The sequence below is a fragment of the Nitrobacter hamburgensis X14 genome (assembly GCF_000013885.1).
GTDB classification, from domain to species: domain Bacteria; phylum Pseudomonadota; class Alphaproteobacteria; order Rhizobiales; family Xanthobacteraceae; genus Nitrobacter; species Nitrobacter hamburgensis.
On record NC_007964.1, the window covers coordinates 2799603 to 2815180 of the forward strand.

At 63.4% G+C, this 15578-nt stretch carries 14 protein-coding genes; 4 read left to right on the forward strand and 10 right to left on the reverse strand.

The genetic code is table 11. The features are described from left to right. Positions 1–90 precede the first annotated feature (90 nt). Positions 91–1140, forward strand: coding sequence for a fatty acid desaturase (locus NHAM_RS12995; protein WP_011510990.1), 1050 nt, complete (start codon positions 91–93; stop codon positions 1138–1140). A 510-nt stretch (positions 1141–1650) separates the two neighbouring features. Here the strand turns inward: NHAM_RS12995 and guaA are convergent. From guaA to NHAM_RS13025, 6 genes are all read right to left on the reverse strand, one after another. Beyond that, positions 1651–3273, reverse strand: coding sequence for a glutamine-hydrolyzing GMP synthase (gene guaA, locus NHAM_RS13000; RefSeq protein WP_011510991.1), 1623 nt, complete (start codon positions 3271–3273; stop codon positions 1651–1653). Positions 3274–3419: 146 nt separating this feature from the next. Beyond that, positions 3420–4721, reverse strand: coding sequence for an RsmB/NOP family class I SAM-dependent RNA methyltransferase (locus NHAM_RS13005; RefSeq protein WP_011510992.1), 1302 nt, complete (start codon positions 4719–4721; stop codon positions 3420–3422). Between the two features lie 28 nt (positions 4722–4749). Next, the gene (locus tag NHAM_RS13010) at positions 4750–5169 is read right to left on the reverse strand and encodes an MAPEG family protein (protein WP_011510993.1); all 420 of its coding nucleotides are present in this window, start codon (positions 5167–5169) and stop codon (positions 4750–4752) included. 36 nt (positions 5170–5205) lie between these two features. Next, positions 5206–5823: a hypothetical protein gene (locus tag NHAM_RS13015; protein ID WP_011510994.1), complete on the reverse strand. Its 618-nt coding sequence runs from the start codon at positions 5821–5823 to the stop codon at positions 5206–5208. A gap of 248 nt (positions 5824–6071) precedes the next feature. After that, the gene (guaB, locus tag NHAM_RS13020; RefSeq protein ID WP_011510995.1) at positions 6072–7568 is read right to left on the reverse strand and encodes an IMP dehydrogenase; all 1497 of its coding nucleotides are present in this window, start codon (positions 7566–7568) and stop codon (positions 6072–6074) included. Between the two features lie 348 nt (positions 7569–7916). Then, positions 7917–8165: a hypothetical protein gene (locus tag NHAM_RS13025; protein WP_011510996.1), complete on the reverse strand. Its 249-nt coding sequence runs from the start codon at positions 8163–8165 to the stop codon at positions 7917–7919. A gap of 118 nt (positions 8166–8283) precedes the next feature. On the opposite strand from NHAM_RS13025, the gene NHAM_RS13030 reads away from it, so the two are divergent. Continuing rightward, positions 8284–9756, forward strand: a complete 1473-nt coding sequence (locus NHAM_RS13030) for a DHA2 family efflux MFS transporter permease subunit (protein WP_011510997.1) — start codon at positions 8284–8286, stop codon at positions 9754–9756. 61 nt (positions 9757–9817) lie between these two features. On the opposite strand, the gene NHAM_RS13035 is transcribed toward NHAM_RS13030, so the two are convergent. The 3 genes from NHAM_RS13035 to NHAM_RS13045 all read right to left on the reverse strand — a co-directional run bounded on the left by NHAM_RS13035 (position 9818) and on the right by NHAM_RS13045 (position 11984). Continuing rightward, positions 9818–10504: an RlmE family RNA methyltransferase gene (locus tag NHAM_RS13035; protein WP_011510998.1), complete on the reverse strand. Its 687-nt coding sequence runs from the start codon at positions 10502–10504 to the stop codon at positions 9818–9820. 135 nt (positions 10505–10639) lie between these two features. Then, on the reverse strand, positions 10640–11635 hold the full coding sequence (locus NHAM_RS13040) for a Ppx/GppA phosphatase family protein (protein WP_011510999.1): 996 nt from the start codon (positions 11633–11635) through the stop codon (positions 10640–10642). Positions 11636–11732: 97 nt separating this feature from the next. Next, positions 11733–11984, reverse strand: a complete 252-nt coding sequence (locus tag NHAM_RS13045; RefSeq protein WP_041358120.1) for a hypothetical protein — start codon at positions 11982–11984, stop codon at positions 11733–11735. A gap of 21 nt (positions 11985–12005) precedes the next feature. Between NHAM_RS13045 and NHAM_RS13050 the strand changes: the two genes are divergently transcribed. Both NHAM_RS13050 and NHAM_RS13055 read left to right on the forward strand, forming a co-directional pair. Further along, on the forward strand, positions 12006–12506 hold the full coding sequence (locus NHAM_RS13050) for a YaiI/YqxD family protein (RefSeq protein WP_011511000.1): 501 nt from the start codon (positions 12006–12008) through the stop codon (positions 12504–12506). A gap of 4 nt (positions 12507–12510) precedes the next feature. After that, positions 12511–14325 carry an ABC-F family ATP-binding cassette domain-containing protein gene (locus NHAM_RS13055; RefSeq protein WP_011511001.1) on the forward strand — a complete coding sequence of 605 codons (1815 nt, stop codon included), beginning with the start codon at positions 12511–12513 and terminating at the stop codon, positions 14323–14325. A 17-nt stretch (positions 14326–14342) separates the two neighbouring features. Here the strand turns inward: NHAM_RS13055 and NHAM_RS13060 are convergent, their stop codons facing one another. Further along, positions 14343–15572 carry an NAD(P)/FAD-dependent oxidoreductase gene (locus NHAM_RS13060; protein WP_011511002.1) on the reverse strand — a complete coding sequence of 410 codons (1230 nt, stop codon included), beginning with the start codon at positions 15570–15572 and terminating at the stop codon, positions 14343–14345. Between the last annotated feature and the right edge of the window lie 6 nt (positions 15573–15578).

Here is a 15578-nt window from a genome sequence, read left to right on the forward strand (position 1 = left end):
GTCACGGGACGGCTCTGATCTGAGAGGGCCCCGGAGTGACTGACAGACAAGGTCTGGCCCAATAGGTCAACCTTGGTTAGGTATCTGCGCATGGATCAACACGCGATCAATATTCACACCACGTCCGATTCCAGGGCGCTGGCACAGGCTCTCGCCCGCTATCGCGAACCGGATTCCGCGCGAAGCGTCTTCGAGGTCGTGATCACGGCAGCGCCGTTTGCCCTCCTGTGGGTTCTGATATGGGCGGCCCTCGATGCCGGCTATTGGATTGGCCTGCTGCTTGCCGTGCCGGCTGCAGGCCTCCTCGTGCGTCTCTTCATGATCCAGCACGATTGCGGCCACGGATCGTTCTTCCGCCACCGCCTCACGAACGATTGGGTTGGGCGTATCATCGGCGTGCTGACATTGACGCCGTACGACGTCTGGCGGCGCGCCCACACCTTGCATCATGCAGGCTCAGGCAATCTCGATCGCCGTGGAATCGGCGACATCGATACACTGACCGCGCGCGAATTCCTGGCGCTGCCCAAGGGACGCCGGCTGTTGTACCGCTTGTACCGGCATCCGATCGTGATGTTCGGCATAGGCCCCGCGTATCTATTCATCTTGCAGCACCGGCTGCCGATGGGACTGATGCGCAGCGGCTGGCAACCCTGGATAAGCGCGATGGCGACAAATGTCGCAATCGCGGTTCTGGCCGCGACCCTGATCTGGCTGGTCGGCGTCGGTCCATTCCTCCTTGTACAGTTGCCGATCACCCTTCTCGCCGCCTCGATCGGCGTCTGGCTGTTCTATGTCCAGCACCAGTTCGAGGACACGTTTTGGGCTCATGACGAAAGGTGGAATTTTCACGAAGCCGGACTGCACGGCAGCTCGCACTATGACCTGCCAATCGTCTTGCGCTGGTTTACCGCTAATATAGGCGTCCACCACGTCCATCATCTGTGCAGCCGGATTCCTTATTATCGGCTGCCACAGGTGTTGCGGGATCATCCGCAGCTTGCTGCCGTCGGACGACTGACCCTGTTCCAGAGCCTTCGCTGTGTGCGCAAGGTTCTTTGGGATGAGGGCCGGCAAAAGCTTGTTTCATTCCGCGAGATGGCGTCTGTCCGGCCGCCTGCATCGCCGTATTTCTTGTGAACCTCGCGACTGAGCGAGGTGCAGAGCGCCTTACGCTTCATATCGACGGAACGAAACAACAATACTGAACGTTGGTTAGTGTTGGAGTGCATCATCTGACGCAGCAAATGCGTAACGCACTGCCACGAGGGTCTAATATCATGGATATCACCACCATTCTCATCATTGTAGTCCTCCTTCTGCTCCTTGGCGGCGGCGGTTGGTACGGCCGTGGACGCTGGTTCGGCAGGTAATCGCAGGCAGCGTGAAGGCAGAGTTGCTAAAACAATAAGTTTAAAGAATTCGCCAGCGATCGGCAGGATCGCGCGTGTTCTTACGACGCAATATTTCTGCGTGGCTCATCAGCCATTTCCCAGGGAGGAATCTATTTCGGCGCCTTTCCGCCTTGCGGGATCTGTCGGCCGATCAATCATCGCTAACAGTGATAGGTGGTCAATAGTGAATGAAATGATCCTGCAAGCTTCGGCTCTTTCGCAAAAACTACGATGAAGCACTCAAAACTACGCCCCCCTACTCCCACTCGATCGTGCCGGGCGGTTTTGACGTCACGTCGTAGACAACACGATTGACGCCTTTGACCTCGTTGATAATGCTTGTCGCGGTCGCGCCCAAAAACGTCGCGTCGAAGGCATAGAAGTCGGCGGTCATACCGTCGGTCGAGGTCACCGCGCGCAAGCCCACCACGTACTCATAGGTGCGGCCGTCGCCCATCACGCCGACCGTCTTCACCGGCAGCAGCACCGCGAACGCCTGCCAGATCTTGTCGTAGAGCCCCGCCTTGCGGATCTGGTCGATATAGACGGCATCGGCCTCGCGCAGGATGTCGAGTTTTTCGCGGGTGATCTCACCGGGACAGCGGATCGCAAGCCCCGGCCCAGGAAACGGATGGCGGCCGACGAAAATCTCCGGCAGCCCGAGTTCGCGCCCCAACGCACGGACCTCGTCCTTGAACAGTTCGCGCAACGGCTCGACCAGTTTCATGTTCATGCGATCAGGCAGGCCACCGACATTATGGTGCGACTTGATGGTCACCGACGGGCCGCCGGTGAACGACACGCTCTCGATCACGTCAGGATAGAGCGTGCCTTGCGCCAGGAATTCCGCCGATCCTTTTCCTAACGCTGCGATCTTTTTGGCTTCCGCCTCGAACACGTCGATGAACAGACGGCCGATGGTCTTGCGCTTCATCTCCGGATCGGTAACGCCGGCAAGCTCACCCAGGAATTGCTTCGACGCATCAACGTGGACCAGCGGGATATTGTAGTGGTGGCGGAACAGCTCCACCACCGTCTTGCCCTCGTCCTTGCGCAGCATGCCGTGATCGACGAACACGCAGGTCAACTGTTCGCCGATCGCCTCGTGGATCAGGATCGCTGCCACCGATGAATCGACGCCGCCGGACAGGCCGCAGATCACCCGGCCCTTGCCGACCTGAGCGCGGATTTTCTCGATCGCCTCCTCGCGGAACGCGCGCATGGTCCAGTCGCCGGTCAGCCCCGCAACCTTGCGGACGAAATTACGCAATAGCTTGGCGCCATCGGGCGTATGCACCACCTCGGGGTGAAACTGCATCGCATAAAACCTGCGCGCATCGTCGGCGATCACAGCGATCGGCGAGCCCTGCGCCTTCGCCACCGCGCGGAAGCCATCGGGCAGTTTGGTGACGCGGTCGCCGTGGCTCATCCAGACGTTGTAGTGGCCGCCCTTCTCCCACACACCCTCGAACAGCGCGCAGGTGTCGGTGACCTCGATAGCGGCGCGGCCGAACTCGCGGTGATGCCCGGCCTCGACGGTGCCGCCGAGCTGCTGCGCCATGGTCTGCTCGCCGTAGCAGATGCCGAGCACGGGCACGCCTGCCTTGAGGATCGACATCGGCGCCGCCGGCGCATCCTTGTCGAGCACGGAGGCAGGTCCGCCCGACAGGATCACCGCCTTCGGTTTCATCTCAAGGAAGGCCGCTTCCGCCTTCTGGAATGGCACGATTTCGGAATAGACGCCCTCCTCGCGAATGCGCCGCGCGATGAGTTGGGTGACCTGGCTGCCAAAATCGACGATGAGAATCTTGTCGTGCGCCGAAGCTGCATGGGGGGACGGACCGGACGATGAAGCGGGGGTTTTGCTGGAGGCTGTCATGGCAAGGAATTACGCGACCGGCACCGGCGTCGCAACCCTGAAGGACCGTCATTGCGAGCGAAGCGAAGCAATCCAGAGAAAAACGGCAGACTGAATTGCTTCGTCGCTCTCCGCGTCGCCCGTATGCCCCTCGCAATGACGATGGTTCAGGCTTTCTTGTGCAAGACGCTGATGAAAAACCCGTCCGTTCCGGTCCGGCGCGGTGTCATCAGCAGGCCCTCGTCGGACTGGTATGTTGCCGCGAGAAACTCGTCCGTCTTGTCCCACAACACGGACGCAGCCTGCGCCGGCGGTGTCACGGTGAAATCTGAATGACGGCCAATAAACTTACGGACTTGCTCGCTATTTTCCGGCGGTAGCACCGAGCAGGTGATGTAGGCGATACGCCCGCCGGGCTTCACCAAAGCGGCTGCGCGATCAAGCGCTTCGATCTGGTCTTTCAACCGTACTTCAAGCGCGCCCGCGCGCATCCGCCATTTCGCGTCGGGATTGCGCCGCCAGGTGCCGGTCCCGGTGCAAGGCGCGTCGATCAGCACAAGATCGGCCGACGCCCTGATATCGGACAACGGATCGTCCGCGCCCTTCGGGGTCCGGACATCGGCATTGTGCACGCCGGCGCGCGACAGTCGCTCGTGGATCGGGGCAAGCTGGCGTTTGTCGCGATCGGTTGCAATGAGGCGGCCTCTGCCCTGCATCATCGCTGCCAGCGCCAGGGTCTTGCCGCCGGCCCCGGCGCAGAGATCGATCACCTGCTCGCCGGGTTTTGCTCCGGACAGCATCGCCGCGAGCTGCGAGCCCTCGTCCTGCACCTCAATGCCGCCCTTTATGAAATCCTCCTCGGCATGGACACCGGGATTACGCGCGTCGGCGCCAAGCGTGATCCTTAAGCCCAGCGGCGACCACGGCGTCGCTGTTGCATTAAGGTGCCGCAGCGAGCCCAACACCTTCTCAGGCTTCGCCTTCAGCGTATTGACGCGCAGGTCGAGCGGCGCGCGGCTCGCCATCGCCGCGGCCTCGGCGGCACGGTCGTCACCGAACACGTCCGCCAGATATCCGTCCAGCCATTCCGGATAATCGCCGGCGATATGCGCGGGCGCGTCCGTGACGGTGCGCGAGACCAGCGCCGCGCGTTCACCCTCGGAGAGCGGTGCGGGCGCAAAGCGGCTACCATCGCACAGCGCCGCGATGGCATCGGCGTCCAGCCCTCGCTCGAGCTTCAGCATTCCGAGCAGGCGCGAACGCGGCGCGGCGGCGTCCATGATCCAGGCGCTGGACGCCTGACGGCGCAGCACGTCGTAGACCAGCCCGGAGATCGCGGCGCGGTCGCCGGAGCCGGCGAAGCGGTGCGCCGTGCCCCATTCCTTCAGCGCCTTCGCCGCCGGCACCCGCTCGCTGTCGATGGCCTCGATCACTTCAATAGCGGCGGAGAGCCGCGCGGCTGGCGTCATGGCAAACTTTCGATTGGAGCGAGGGCGCTCACACGAGCAGGGTGCGCAGGGCGAAATAAATCCACATCGCCAGCAGCACCACCACTCCCGCGAACCATACCATTCCACGCCGCGGGACGTTGTTCGATGTCACGAAGATGCCAGCATGGACGAACCGTGTGATGACGAATACCCACGACAGCAGCACGATGACAAGGTCGGCGTGACGCAGCGGCAACGCCAGCGCGATCAGGACATAAAACAGCACCGGCACTTCGAACTGGTTGCTGAAGCAGTTCGCGATCTGGGTGGCGCGCATCGACCAGTTCGGTTCGCGGAGTGCGATGTCCTCGAACCGGGTCTCGCCCGACCTCAAAGACCTCGTCCTTGCCACCGCCATCCCCATCAGCAACGCGAACGCCAGTCCGATCAACACGAACACCGGCAGCAGAACCGCTTGAACAGACATTTTTTAAATCCCTGTTCCCTGCGCCGACGCAACCTGTCAAGCCGCAATCCCGGCCAGCGCCTTGTCGAAGGCATCCGCTGCGCTTTCCAGATCCTTGAACGCGAGCCCGCTGTCGGCGGACTGCTTCTGACCGTGATTGTCGCGAATGGCGTCGACCGGCTCGCCGCGCTCGAGCATCGCCTGCGGCGCGATCACAAAGAACAGGTGCTCCGAAATGTCCTGATCCTTAGGCAGGAACACGCCGAGCGAGACGATGTCGTTGCCGCGTCGATAGGAGATGTAGCGATCGACGGCGACGAATCCGGCGCGCTGCAATCCGCCGAGCTTGGCCTGCCCGTCGCTGCCCACCAGCTTGTGTGCGCGAAAGCCCTTTACGCCGGCAGACTTCGCTTTCGCGGTCTCTTCCGACAGATCGTACTTTTCGGCCATCTGCTTGCCGACATCGGCGAGACGAACCGACATATCGCGCTCGAATTCCTTCAGCTCGGTGCGCGGCTTCGCAGCCTTGCGCGGCTTCAACGCATTTCGCTTGTCGAGCTCCGCCTGGCATCGCACAACCAGCTCGTCGACCGATTTCCGCTCCGCATTGGCAAGCAGATTTTTCAGATCGGAATCCGAAAGCGCGGCAATTCTGTCATCCGTCCAATCGATCATATTTCCACGTTTCTCTTCTGAATAAAGTTCGTGAGGTCACTTCGCAAACGAGGCGACCGCCCCAAAGCGCGGTTCCGGCGCAGAGGATCCGCGACAACGCCGACAGTAATCCGTTTTCGCGCCGCTGTACGGCTCAATTTGGACGATTAGATCGTTTTCGAGCGAAGTGGATACCGGTTCGCGTAAAGAAAACGCGTCAAATCGAAATCATAGAGCCCGCTTCTGATTCCATCAGAAGCAAAAAGACTCTAGACGCCGCCGGGATAGTTCGGGCTTTCACGCGTGATCGTGACATCGTGAACGTGGCTTTCACGCAAGCCCGCGCCGGTGATGCGGACGAAACTCGCCTTGTCGTGGAATTCGGCGATCGTCCGGGCGCCGACATATCCCATCGCCGCGCGCAAACCTCCGGCGAGCTGGTGCATGACGTTGCCGACCGGTCCCTTGTAGGGCACCTGCCCCTCGATCCCCTCGGGCACGAGTTTCAGCGTATCCTTGATGTCCTGCTGGAAATAGCGGTCGGCGGAGCCGCGCGACATCGCGCCGACCGAACCCATGCCGCGATAGGCCTTGTAGGAGCGCCCCTGCCACAGGTACACCTCGCCCGGCGTTTCGTCGGTGCCTGCAAGCAGCGAGCCGACCATGACGATGTCCGCACCGGCGGCGAGCGCCTTGGCGAGATCGCCGGAAAACTTGATGCCGCCATCGGCGATCACGGGCACGTCGGCCTTCCTCGCCGCATCGACCGCATCCATGATGGCGGTGAGCTGCGGCACCCCGACGCCGGCCACGATGCGGGTGGTGCAGATCGAGCCCGGGCCGATGCCGACCTTGACGGCGTCGGCGCCGGAATCGATCAGCGCCTGCGCGCCTTCCGTGGTGGCGATGTTGCCGGCGATCACCTGCACCGCGTTCGACAGCCGCTTGATGCGGTTGACCGCTTCCAGCACGCGGCTGGAATGGCCGTGCGCGGTATCCACGACGATCAGATCGACCCCGGCATCGATCAGGCGCTCGGTGCGCTCAAAACCGCCCTCGCCGACCGTGGTTGCCGCAGCGACGCGCAGCCGGCCCTGCGCATCCTTGCAGGCCAGCGGATGCGCCACCGCCTTTTCCATGTCCTTGACGGTGATGAGACCGACGCAGCGATACTGCTCGTCGACGACCAGCAGTTTCTCGATGCGATGCTTGTGCAGCATCTTTTTGGCTTCTTCCTGGCTGACGCCCTCGCGCACCGTCACGAGATTTTCGTGCGTCATCAGTTCGGAAACTTTCTGCCGCGGGTCGGTCGCGAAGCGGACGTCGCGGTTGGTGAGAATGCCGACGAGCTTGCCCGGCGCGGTCGCGCTGCCGCCGTTCACTACCGGAATGCCGGAAAAGCCGTGATCGTTCATCAGCGCCAGCGCGTCGGACAGCATTGCGTCGGGGCCGATGGTCAGCGGATTGACCACCATGCCGGACTCGAATTTCTTCACCTGCCGCACCTGCGCAGCCTGCCCCTCCACATCGAAGTTGCGATGGATGACTCCGATACCGCCGGCCTGCGCCATGGCTATCGCCATCCGCGCTTCGGTGACGGTGTCCATGGCTGACGCCATGATCGGGATGTTGAGCGGAATGGCGCGGGTGACGCGGGAGCGGATATCGGCTTCGGAGGGCACGATGTCGGATGCGCCGGGCTTCAGCAGCACGTCATCGAACGTGTAGGCTTCTTTGATATCCCGAAATCCGTTTGCACGCGCCATTGCCAACTCCAACTCCATTGGGCGGCACGGACGCCGCGAAACCCATCAGGATGGAATGGCCGGTCGGCGACACCTTGGCGTCGCCGTCGAATCAAGTTCCATCGGCTGGATTGGCGGTGGTCGATAGCATGGCAGCCTCTGGAATCAAAGCGTTTGGCTGCCATGCACGGGCTTTTCCAGCCCGCTTAGTGGAGTGGATCTGACATTCGCGCTCCGCCGCGGCGAACTCGCGACGCGGATGTCAAATCCAAAACTCCACTAACAACTTATATTTGCCAGTGATCCTTCGATTCTAACATTCGCAAAGATACCCTGCTGAAACGGGATGCGAATGTCAGGATCGGACCACTAGCGCGGATAGTCCGGCGGCGGCCCGTGCTCCCGGATCGCATCGACCACTTCCCGGTGCCGGCGGTCCTCCCGCTTCATGTGGACCGCGATCAGCGCATGAGCGGACGGCACCAGGAACAGGATAGGGAAAATCAGCCCGAAAATCACGCAAAACACGATCGCGACCACGTTCAGGATGGCCGAAAACGGTTGCCCGTTGAACAACAGCCCGAGCGGCGGCAGCAAGGCGGCGAGCACATAGATCATCGCGGGGTCTCCCAGAACTCACCCAGGATTTAGGAAGGCCTGCCGGCTGCGCAATAGCGCGCCGACCCTATCGGTGCTACAGCCCCGCTCCGCCGTCCGGTTGCTCCCGCGAGCCCCCATGAACAAGGAACGCCTGATCCCGCTCATCGTCGCCGCCGCCTTGTTTATGGAAAACATGGACTCCACGGTGATCGCGACCTCGCTGCCGGCGATCGCCAACGACATCGGCACCAGTCCGCTGACGCTGAAGCTCGCGATCACCTCCTATCTGCTGTCGCTGGCGATCTTCATTCCGGCGAGCGGCTGGACCGCGGACCGGTTCGGGGCGCGCACCGTATTCAGCATGGCGATCGCCGTGTTCATGCTCGGTTCGATCGGCTGCGCATTGTCGTCGTCGGTGACGGATTTCGTGATCGCGCGGAGTCTGCAAGGGCTCGGCGGCGCGATGATGACGCCGGTCGGGCGTCTGGTGCTGCTGCGCTCGATCGACAAGAGCGCGCTCGTCAACGCGATGGCGTGGGTGACGGTGCCCGCCATGATCGGGCCGGTGGTCGGTCCGCCGCTTGGCGGCTTCATCACCACCTATTTCTCGTGGCACTGGATCTTCCTGATCAACATTCCGGTTGGCCTGCTCGGCATCGTGCTGGCGCAGCGCTTCATCGATCCGATCCGCAGCGAGAACCCCGAACGCTTCGACCTCTACGGCATGGTGCTGGCCGGCGTCGGGCTCGGCGGCATCGCCTTCGGCCTGTCGGTCGCCGGTCTCAACCTGCTGCCGTGGACGGTGGTGATCGCGCTGATCGGCGTCGGCTCGGTCTCGATGACGCTTTATGTGGTGCACGCCCGGCGCACCGACTCGCCGGTTCTGGATCTCACGCTGCTGCGCCTGCCGACGTTCCGTGCCAGCATCTATGGCGGGTTCCTGTTCCGCCTCGGCGTCGGTGCGCTGCCGTTTCTGCTGCCACTCCTGATGCAAGTCGGTTTCGGACTGTCGCCGTTCGGCTCGGGACTGGTGACATTCTCGTCGGCCGTCGGCTCCATGGGCATGAAAACGCTCGCCGCCCGCATCATCCGCACCTTCGGCTTCCGCAACATCATGACCGTCAATGCGATCGTCAGCTCGGTCTTCCTCGCGGCCTGCGCGCTGTTCACCATCACGACGCCGCTGCTGCTGATCATGATCATTCTCGTCGTCGGCGGTTTCTTCCGCTCGCTGCAGTTCACCGCGATCAATACGCTGGCCTATGCCGACGTCGAGCCGGAGCAGATGAGCCGCGCCACCACGATGGCCAGCGTCAACCAGCAACTGGCGGTTTCGGCGGGCGTCGCGGTCGGCGCCTTCTCGGTGGAATCCGCGATGCTGTTCCATCACAGCGCGGAACTCACGGCTACTGATTTCGGACCTGGATTCCTCGTGGTCGCGGTGCTTGCAGCGACGTCCACCTATTACTTCTTCAGGATGCCCGCCGATGCCGGCCATCAGGTGTCGGGGCGGCGCATGGTGGTGATTTCCGATCCCACCCGCGAGGCCGAGGCCGAGGAAGAAGCCGCGCGCGAGACCGTCACCGCGCGCGATCAGAAACTGAGCTGAAGCGTGACGAGCCAACTGCGCGCTGCCCGGCGCTCCTCGCAATGACGGGGCCGAGCGTAACTCATACTGCCGGCGTGCCGCGAAATCCCGTCGCCATCACGTAGCGCTCTGATGAATCCTGCCGACTCGAAGCTGGCTTCACATGCCGGACCGTCCGGAAATCGCGTTTGAGCTGCACCAGCAGGTCGGCATCCGCGCCGCTCTGGAACACTTTTGCGATGAACGTCCCGCCGGGCCGCAGCACGTCGGCTGCGAACGCCGCCGCGCTCTCGACGAGACCGATGATCCGGAGTTGATCGGTCTTGCGATGGCCGGTGGTGTTGGCGGCCATGTCGGAAAGCACGATATCCGCGCCCCCTTCCATCATCGCGATCAGTTTCTCAGGCGCATCGGCATCGAGAAAATCGAGCCTGGCAAACGTCACGCCGACGATTTCCGGCATCTCCAGCAGATCGATGGCGACCACCTTGCCCTTGCCGTCGACGGCGCCGACGCGCCGGGCCGCGACCTGGCTCCAGCCGCCGGGCGCCGCGCCGAGATCGACCACCGCCAGACCGGGCTTCAGGAAATGATACTTGTCGTCCATCTCGATCAGCTTGTAGGCGGCGCGCGAGCGCCAGCCGTCGCGCTTGGCCTGCGCCACATAGGGATCGTTGAGTTGCCGCTCGAGCCAGAGTTTGGACGACAGTTTTCGCTTGCCGCCGGTTTTGACGGTCACGCGCAGCCGGCCGGTGGTGTCTTTCGCCATATCCAACCGTCATGCCCGGACTTGACCCGGGCGTCCATCAAAAGAACAATCCGCAATGCGGATGTCATGATCGTGTTCACTCTGGATGGATTGCCGCGTCAAGCTCGGCAATGACGGAGGACCATCCTTTGGGCATCAACTCAGTTGAATGACGCCGTCCTCGCGCATCATTTCGACCAGCATACCCTCGCGCAGACCGCGATCCGCCACCCGCAGCCGCGGCAGGGGAAAGGCTCGCCGAATGGCATCCAGGATGGCGCACCCCGCCAGAACCAGATCGGCGCGCTCGACCCCGATACAGCCGTTGGCCACCCGCTTTTGATAATCCATGCCGCACAACCGCGCGATGACCTGGGTGACTTCGATGTCGTTCATCCAGATTCCGTCAACCTTGCGGCGGTCGTAGCGCGCAAGACCGAGATGGAGACCGCCAAGCGTGGTCACCGTACCCGAGGTGCCCAGAAGGTGCATCCCGTAGAGGTTGAAGCCGTACTCGGCCGCGAACGCCGCAACATGGGCCGCGACCTCACTTACCATCGCCGCGTAGGACTCCGGCGTTATTTCGTGTCCGCCAAAACGCTCGGCCAGCGTCACGACACCAACCGGAATGGACATCCATGCCTTGATATCCGGGTCGCCGCCTTCGCGGTCGCGCTCGATCTTGACCAACTCCGTCGAGCCGCCGCCGATGTCGAACAGGATTGCGCCGCGCGCTTTCGGATGGATCAGCGGCGAGCAGCCGATCACCGCAAGCGCGGCTTCCGTCTCCCGATCAATCACCTCAAGCTCGATGCCGGTCGCAGCGGCGACGCGGTTGCGAAAATCCTCGGAGTTCGCCGCCGCTCGGCAGGCCTCCGTCGCGATCAGTCGCAGCCGGCCCGCTTTCCTCGTACGCATCTTGTCGCGGCACACGACGAGCGCCGCGATCGCGCGTTCCATCGCCGCCTCGCTGATACGCCCCGTCGACGAGATGCCTTCGCCCAGCCGGACGATCCGCGAAAACGAATCGACCACGCGAAAGCCGCCCTCTGTCGGACAGGCGATCAGCAAACGGCAGTTGTTGGTGCCGAGATCGAGCGCGGCATAAACTCCGGAGCCGTCAGCCGGCAAATCGCCGACAGCTCTTGCCATGGTCACGGCCAGTCCTTGCGGGCTGCCACGCGATTCAGGATCAGCGCGACGCAGCGTATCGTCCTTCATAAAATCGTCTTTCCGCGGCCCACTGGGCCTACGAGGAAATGCTTTTCACGGAAAGTTTAGCAGCGCAGATCGCCAGCGCAACCGCCTGCTCAAGCACGTACGTCCAATCCTGCGTTGTCGTTCGGACCCCGGCTGCCTGATCCGATGGGCGATTTTTGCGAAAACCGGTCGACAACAGCCATTCTGACGGATTTTTTCGATGCAAGACCACACCTCCCGCCAGCCACTCGACAACGATATTGCACTGCAAAATTTTCAGTGTCGCAATCTTCCGTGACATGGAGTAACACGCGCTGCCACGATGCCCTCGGAACCCGATGATCCGCCATTGACCTCCATTCGTATCTACGTTGACGCCGATGCCTGCCCGGTAAAGGACGAAATTTATCGCGTCGCCGCGCGCCACGGCCTGCCCGTCAGTGTGGTCGCGGGCGGTTATATCCGGGTGCCCGACGATCCCCTGATCGAGCGCATCGCAGCCGGACCCGGCATGGATGCGGCCGATGACTGGATCGCCGAACGCGCCGGCAAGACCGATATGGTCATCACGGCGGACATTCCGCTGGCGAGCCGCTGCGTCAAGGCGGGCGCCAGCGTGATCGCGCCGAACGGCAAGCCGTTCACGGAGCAGTCTATCGGCATGACGCTCGCTGTCCGCAACCTGATGACCGACCTGCGCGCGAGTGGCGAAGTGACCGGCGGCCCGCGCTCGTTCCAGCCACGCGACCGCTCGGCATTCCTGTCGGCGCTGGACCAGACCATCCGCCGCATCCAGCGCGCCTTCGCTGCACACCAGAGCTAGGACCATGGCGCCGCCGCTGATCCAGTTGAAGGATATTGCGCTGACGTTTGGCGGCACGCCGCTTTTGTCCGGCGTCGAACTCTCGGTATCCGAATCCGAACGGCTCTGCCTGATCGGCCGCAACGGCTCCGGCAAATCGACGCTCTTGAAGATCGCCGCCGGCCTCGTGGCGCCCGACAGCGGCAGCCGCTTCGTGCAGCCCGGCGCCACCGTGCGCTATCTGCAGCAGGAGCCGGATTTTGCCGACTTCAAAACTACGCTCGCCTATGTCGAGGCCGGGCTCGGCCCCGGCGACGACACCTATCAGGCGCGCTATCTGGTCGAACAGCTTGGCCTGCACGGCGAGGAAGACCCCGCGCATCTGTCCGGCGGCGAAAGCCGGCGCGCGGCGCTGGCGCGGGTGCTGGCGCCCTCGCCCGACATCCTGCTGCTCGACGAGCCGACCAACCATCTCGATCTCACGACCATCGAATGGCTGGAAGGCGAACTTGGCTCCCGCCGCGGCGCGCTGGTGCTGATCAGCCACGACCGACGCTTCCTGTCCAACCTCTCGCGCAGCACCGCCTGGCTCGATCGCGGACGGATCCGGCAAATCGACCGCGGCTTCGCAAACTTCGAGGAATGGCGCGACGAGGTGCTGGCTGAAGAAGAGCGCGACCAGCACAAGCTCGACCGCAAGATCGTCGCCGAGGAGCACTGGCTGCGCTACGGCGTCTCGGGGCGGCGCAAGCGCAACGTCAAGCGGCTGGCAGGTCTCCATGACCTGCGTCAGCAGCGCCGCGACTATCGCGGCACGACCGGCAGCGCCAGTCTTGCGGCCGCCGAAGCCGACAAGTCCGGCAAGCTGATCATTGAGGCGAAGGGCATCGGCAAGTCCTACGGCGACCGCAAAATCGTCGACAATGTCTCGATCCGCATCCAGCGTGGCGACCGCATCGGCATCGTCGGCCCCAACGGCGCCGGCAAGACCACGCTGATCAACATGCTCACGGGAGCCGATACGCCTGACAGCGGCACGGTCCGGCTCGGCGCCAATATCGAGATGGCGACGCTCGACCAGCACCGCGAAAGCCTCGATCCGAAATCGACGCTGATGGAGGCACTGACCGGTGGACGCGGCGACCATGTCATGGTCGGCGGCAAGCCGAAACACGTCGTCAGCTACATGAAGGATTTCCTGTTCGCACAGGAGCAGATGCGCACGCCGCTCGAAGTGTTGTCTGGCGGCGAGCGCGGACGCCTGATGCTGGCGCGCGCGCTGGCAAAACCCTCCAACCTGCTGGTGCTGGACGAGCCGACCAACGACCTCGACCTCGAAACGCTCGATGTGCTCGAGGACATGCTCGGCGACTACGAGGGCACCGTGATACTGATCAGCCACGACCGCGACTTTCTCGATCGCGTCGTGACCTCGGTGATCGTTCCCGAGGGCGATGGCCGCTGGATCGAATATGCCGGCGGCTACACCGACATGCTGGCGCAGCGCGGAGCGGACCTGACGCGCGAGGCGCCGAAATCCACGCCGGTGCCCGAGGCAGAGCGTTCTGCGAAGGCGGCGCCTGCGGTCGCTCCTGGAAAACGGCGACTCAATTTCAACGAGAAGCACGCGCTGGAGACGCTCCCGAAATCCATCGCAAAACTTCAGGCGGAGATCGCAAAACAGCAGCAGCGCCTTGACGACCCCGACCTCTATGCGAAGGATCGCGCGGCCTTCGACAAGGTGTCGCTTGCGCTGGCCAGGGCGCATACGGAGCTGCAGCAGGCCGAGGATCGCTGGCTCGAACTGGAAATGCTGCGCGAGGAGATCGAAGGAGCCTGATGCCGGGCGTTCCGGCGCTAGCGCCGCAGCCATTTCAGCACGCCACGCCCGGCCGCCGCACCGGTCGCGAACGAAGCCTGCAGCAGATAGCCGCCGGTCGGCGCCTCCCAGTCCAGCATTTCGCCGGCGGCGAACACTCCCGGCAGCCGGCGGATCATGCAATCGCCGTCAAGCTCGCTGAACGCAATTCCCCCAGCGGAGGAGATCGCGCGTGCGATCGGCGCGACACCGGTCAGCGTGATCGGAACCGCATGGATCAAGGCCGCGAGAGCCGCCGGCGGCATCGTTCCCGGCTGTTGTCCGGAAGCCATTGCCATTTCCTGCAGCACGCCGATCGCAACGGGCGCAAGACCTGCCGCCTTACGCAGCCAGTTCGAGACCGATTGTTTTCCGCGCGGCGCGCTCAATCGCGCGGACAGATTGTCCGTCGTAACATCGGGCCGCAAGTTGATGTGAAGCGTCGCACGGCCCGACGCGATGATCGCCTCGCGCAGCACCGAAGACAGTGCATAAATTCCGCCGCCTTCAACGCCGGTGCGTGTGATGACGGCTTCGCCACGCACCGCGTGCGAGCCGACCGACAGCGCGACGTTTTTCAGCGGCTGACCTTCGAAACGATCGCGGAAGACACCGCTCCACCCCACCGTGAACCCGGAATTGGCAGGCCGCAGCGGTGCGACCGCAACGCCCCTGCCCGCGAGCCATTCGACCCACGCGCCATCGGAGCCGAGCCGCGGCCAGCTCGCGCCGCCGAGCGCCAGCACGGTCGAAGCCGCCTCAAAGGTGCGCTCGCCATCAGGCGTCTGAAACAGCAGACGGCCATCGCGATCCCAGCCGGTCCAGCGATGCCGAAGCGCCAGCGTCACACTGAGCGAATCGAGCCGCCTGAGCCACGCGCGCAATAGGGGGGACGCCTTGAGCGTTTTCGGAAACACCCGTCCGCTCGAACCCACGAACGTCGGTTGTCCGAGATCGTCGGCCCACTTTCGCAACGCCTCGGGCGTGAACGCATCGATGGCCGGTTTGAGATGGGGTGCGGCCGCGCCATAGCGTGCGAGAAATTGCGGCAGCGGCTCGCTGTGCGTCAGATTGAGACCGCCGCGCCCCGCCATCAGGAACTTGCGGCCCGCGGACGGCATCGCGTCGAACACGGTCACGCGCACGCCGCCTCGCGCGAGAACCTCCGCGGCCATCAGGCCGGCGGGACCGGCGCCGAGGACCGCAACATGGGAATGGAGGGCATCCATAAGCTA

What these genes read in the sequence shown, in the direction of transcription:
- NHAM_RS13015 (WP_011510994.1), bottom strand. Translation starts at nt 5,823, where the DNA reads ATGATCGATTGGACGGATGACAGAATTGCCGCGCTTTCGGATTCCGAT.
- NHAM_RS13030 (WP_011510997.1), top strand. Translation starts at nt 8,284, where the DNA reads ATGAACAAGGAACGCCTGATCCCGCTCATCGTCGCCGCCGCCTTGTTT.
- guaB (WP_011510995.1), bottom strand. Translation starts at nt 7,568, where the DNA reads ATGGCGCGTGCAAACGGATTTCGGGATATCAAAGAAGCCTACACGTTC.
- NHAM_RS13050 (WP_011511000.1), top strand. Translation starts at nt 12,006, where the DNA reads ATGCCCTCGGAACCCGATGATCCGCCATTGACCTCCATTCGTATCTAC.
- NHAM_RS13010 (WP_011510993.1), bottom strand. Translation starts at nt 5,169, where the DNA reads ATGTCTGTTCAAGCGGTTCTGCTGCCGGTGTTCGTGTTGATCGGACTG.
- NHAM_RS13025 (WP_011510996.1), bottom strand. Translation starts at nt 8,165, where the DNA reads ATGATCTATGTGCTCGCCGCCTTGCTGCCGCCGCTCGGGCTGTTGTTC.
- NHAM_RS13045 (WP_041358120.1), bottom strand. Translation starts at nt 11,984, where the DNA reads ATGTCACGGAAGATTGCGACACTGAAAATTTTGCAGTGCAATATCGTT.
- guaA (WP_011510991.1), bottom strand. Translation starts at nt 3,273, where the DNA reads ATGACAGCCTCCAGCAAAACCCCCGCTTCATCGTCCGGTCCGTCCCCC.
- NHAM_RS12995 (WP_011510990.1), top strand. Translation starts at nt 91, where the DNA reads ATGGATCAACACGCGATCAATATTCACACCACGTCCGATTCCAGGGCG.
- NHAM_RS13035 (WP_011510998.1), bottom strand. Translation starts at nt 10,504, where the DNA reads ATGGCGAAAGACACCACCGGCCGGCTGCGCGTGACCGTCAAAACCGGC.
- NHAM_RS13005 (WP_011510992.1), bottom strand. Translation starts at nt 4,721, where the DNA reads ATGACGCCAGCCGCGCGGCTCTCCGCCGCTATTGAAGTGATCGAGGCC.
- NHAM_RS13055 (WP_011511001.1), top strand. Translation starts at nt 12,511, where the DNA reads ATGGCGCCGCCGCTGATCCAGTTGAAGGATATTGCGCTGACGTTTGGC.
- NHAM_RS13040 (WP_011510999.1), bottom strand. Translation starts at nt 11,635, where the DNA reads ATGGCAAGAGCTGTCGGCGATTTGCCGGCTGACGGCTCCGGAGTTTAT.
- NHAM_RS13060 (WP_011511002.1), bottom strand. Translation starts at nt 15,572, where the DNA reads ATGGATGCCCTCCATTCCCATGTTGCGGTCCTCGGCGCCGGTCCCGCC.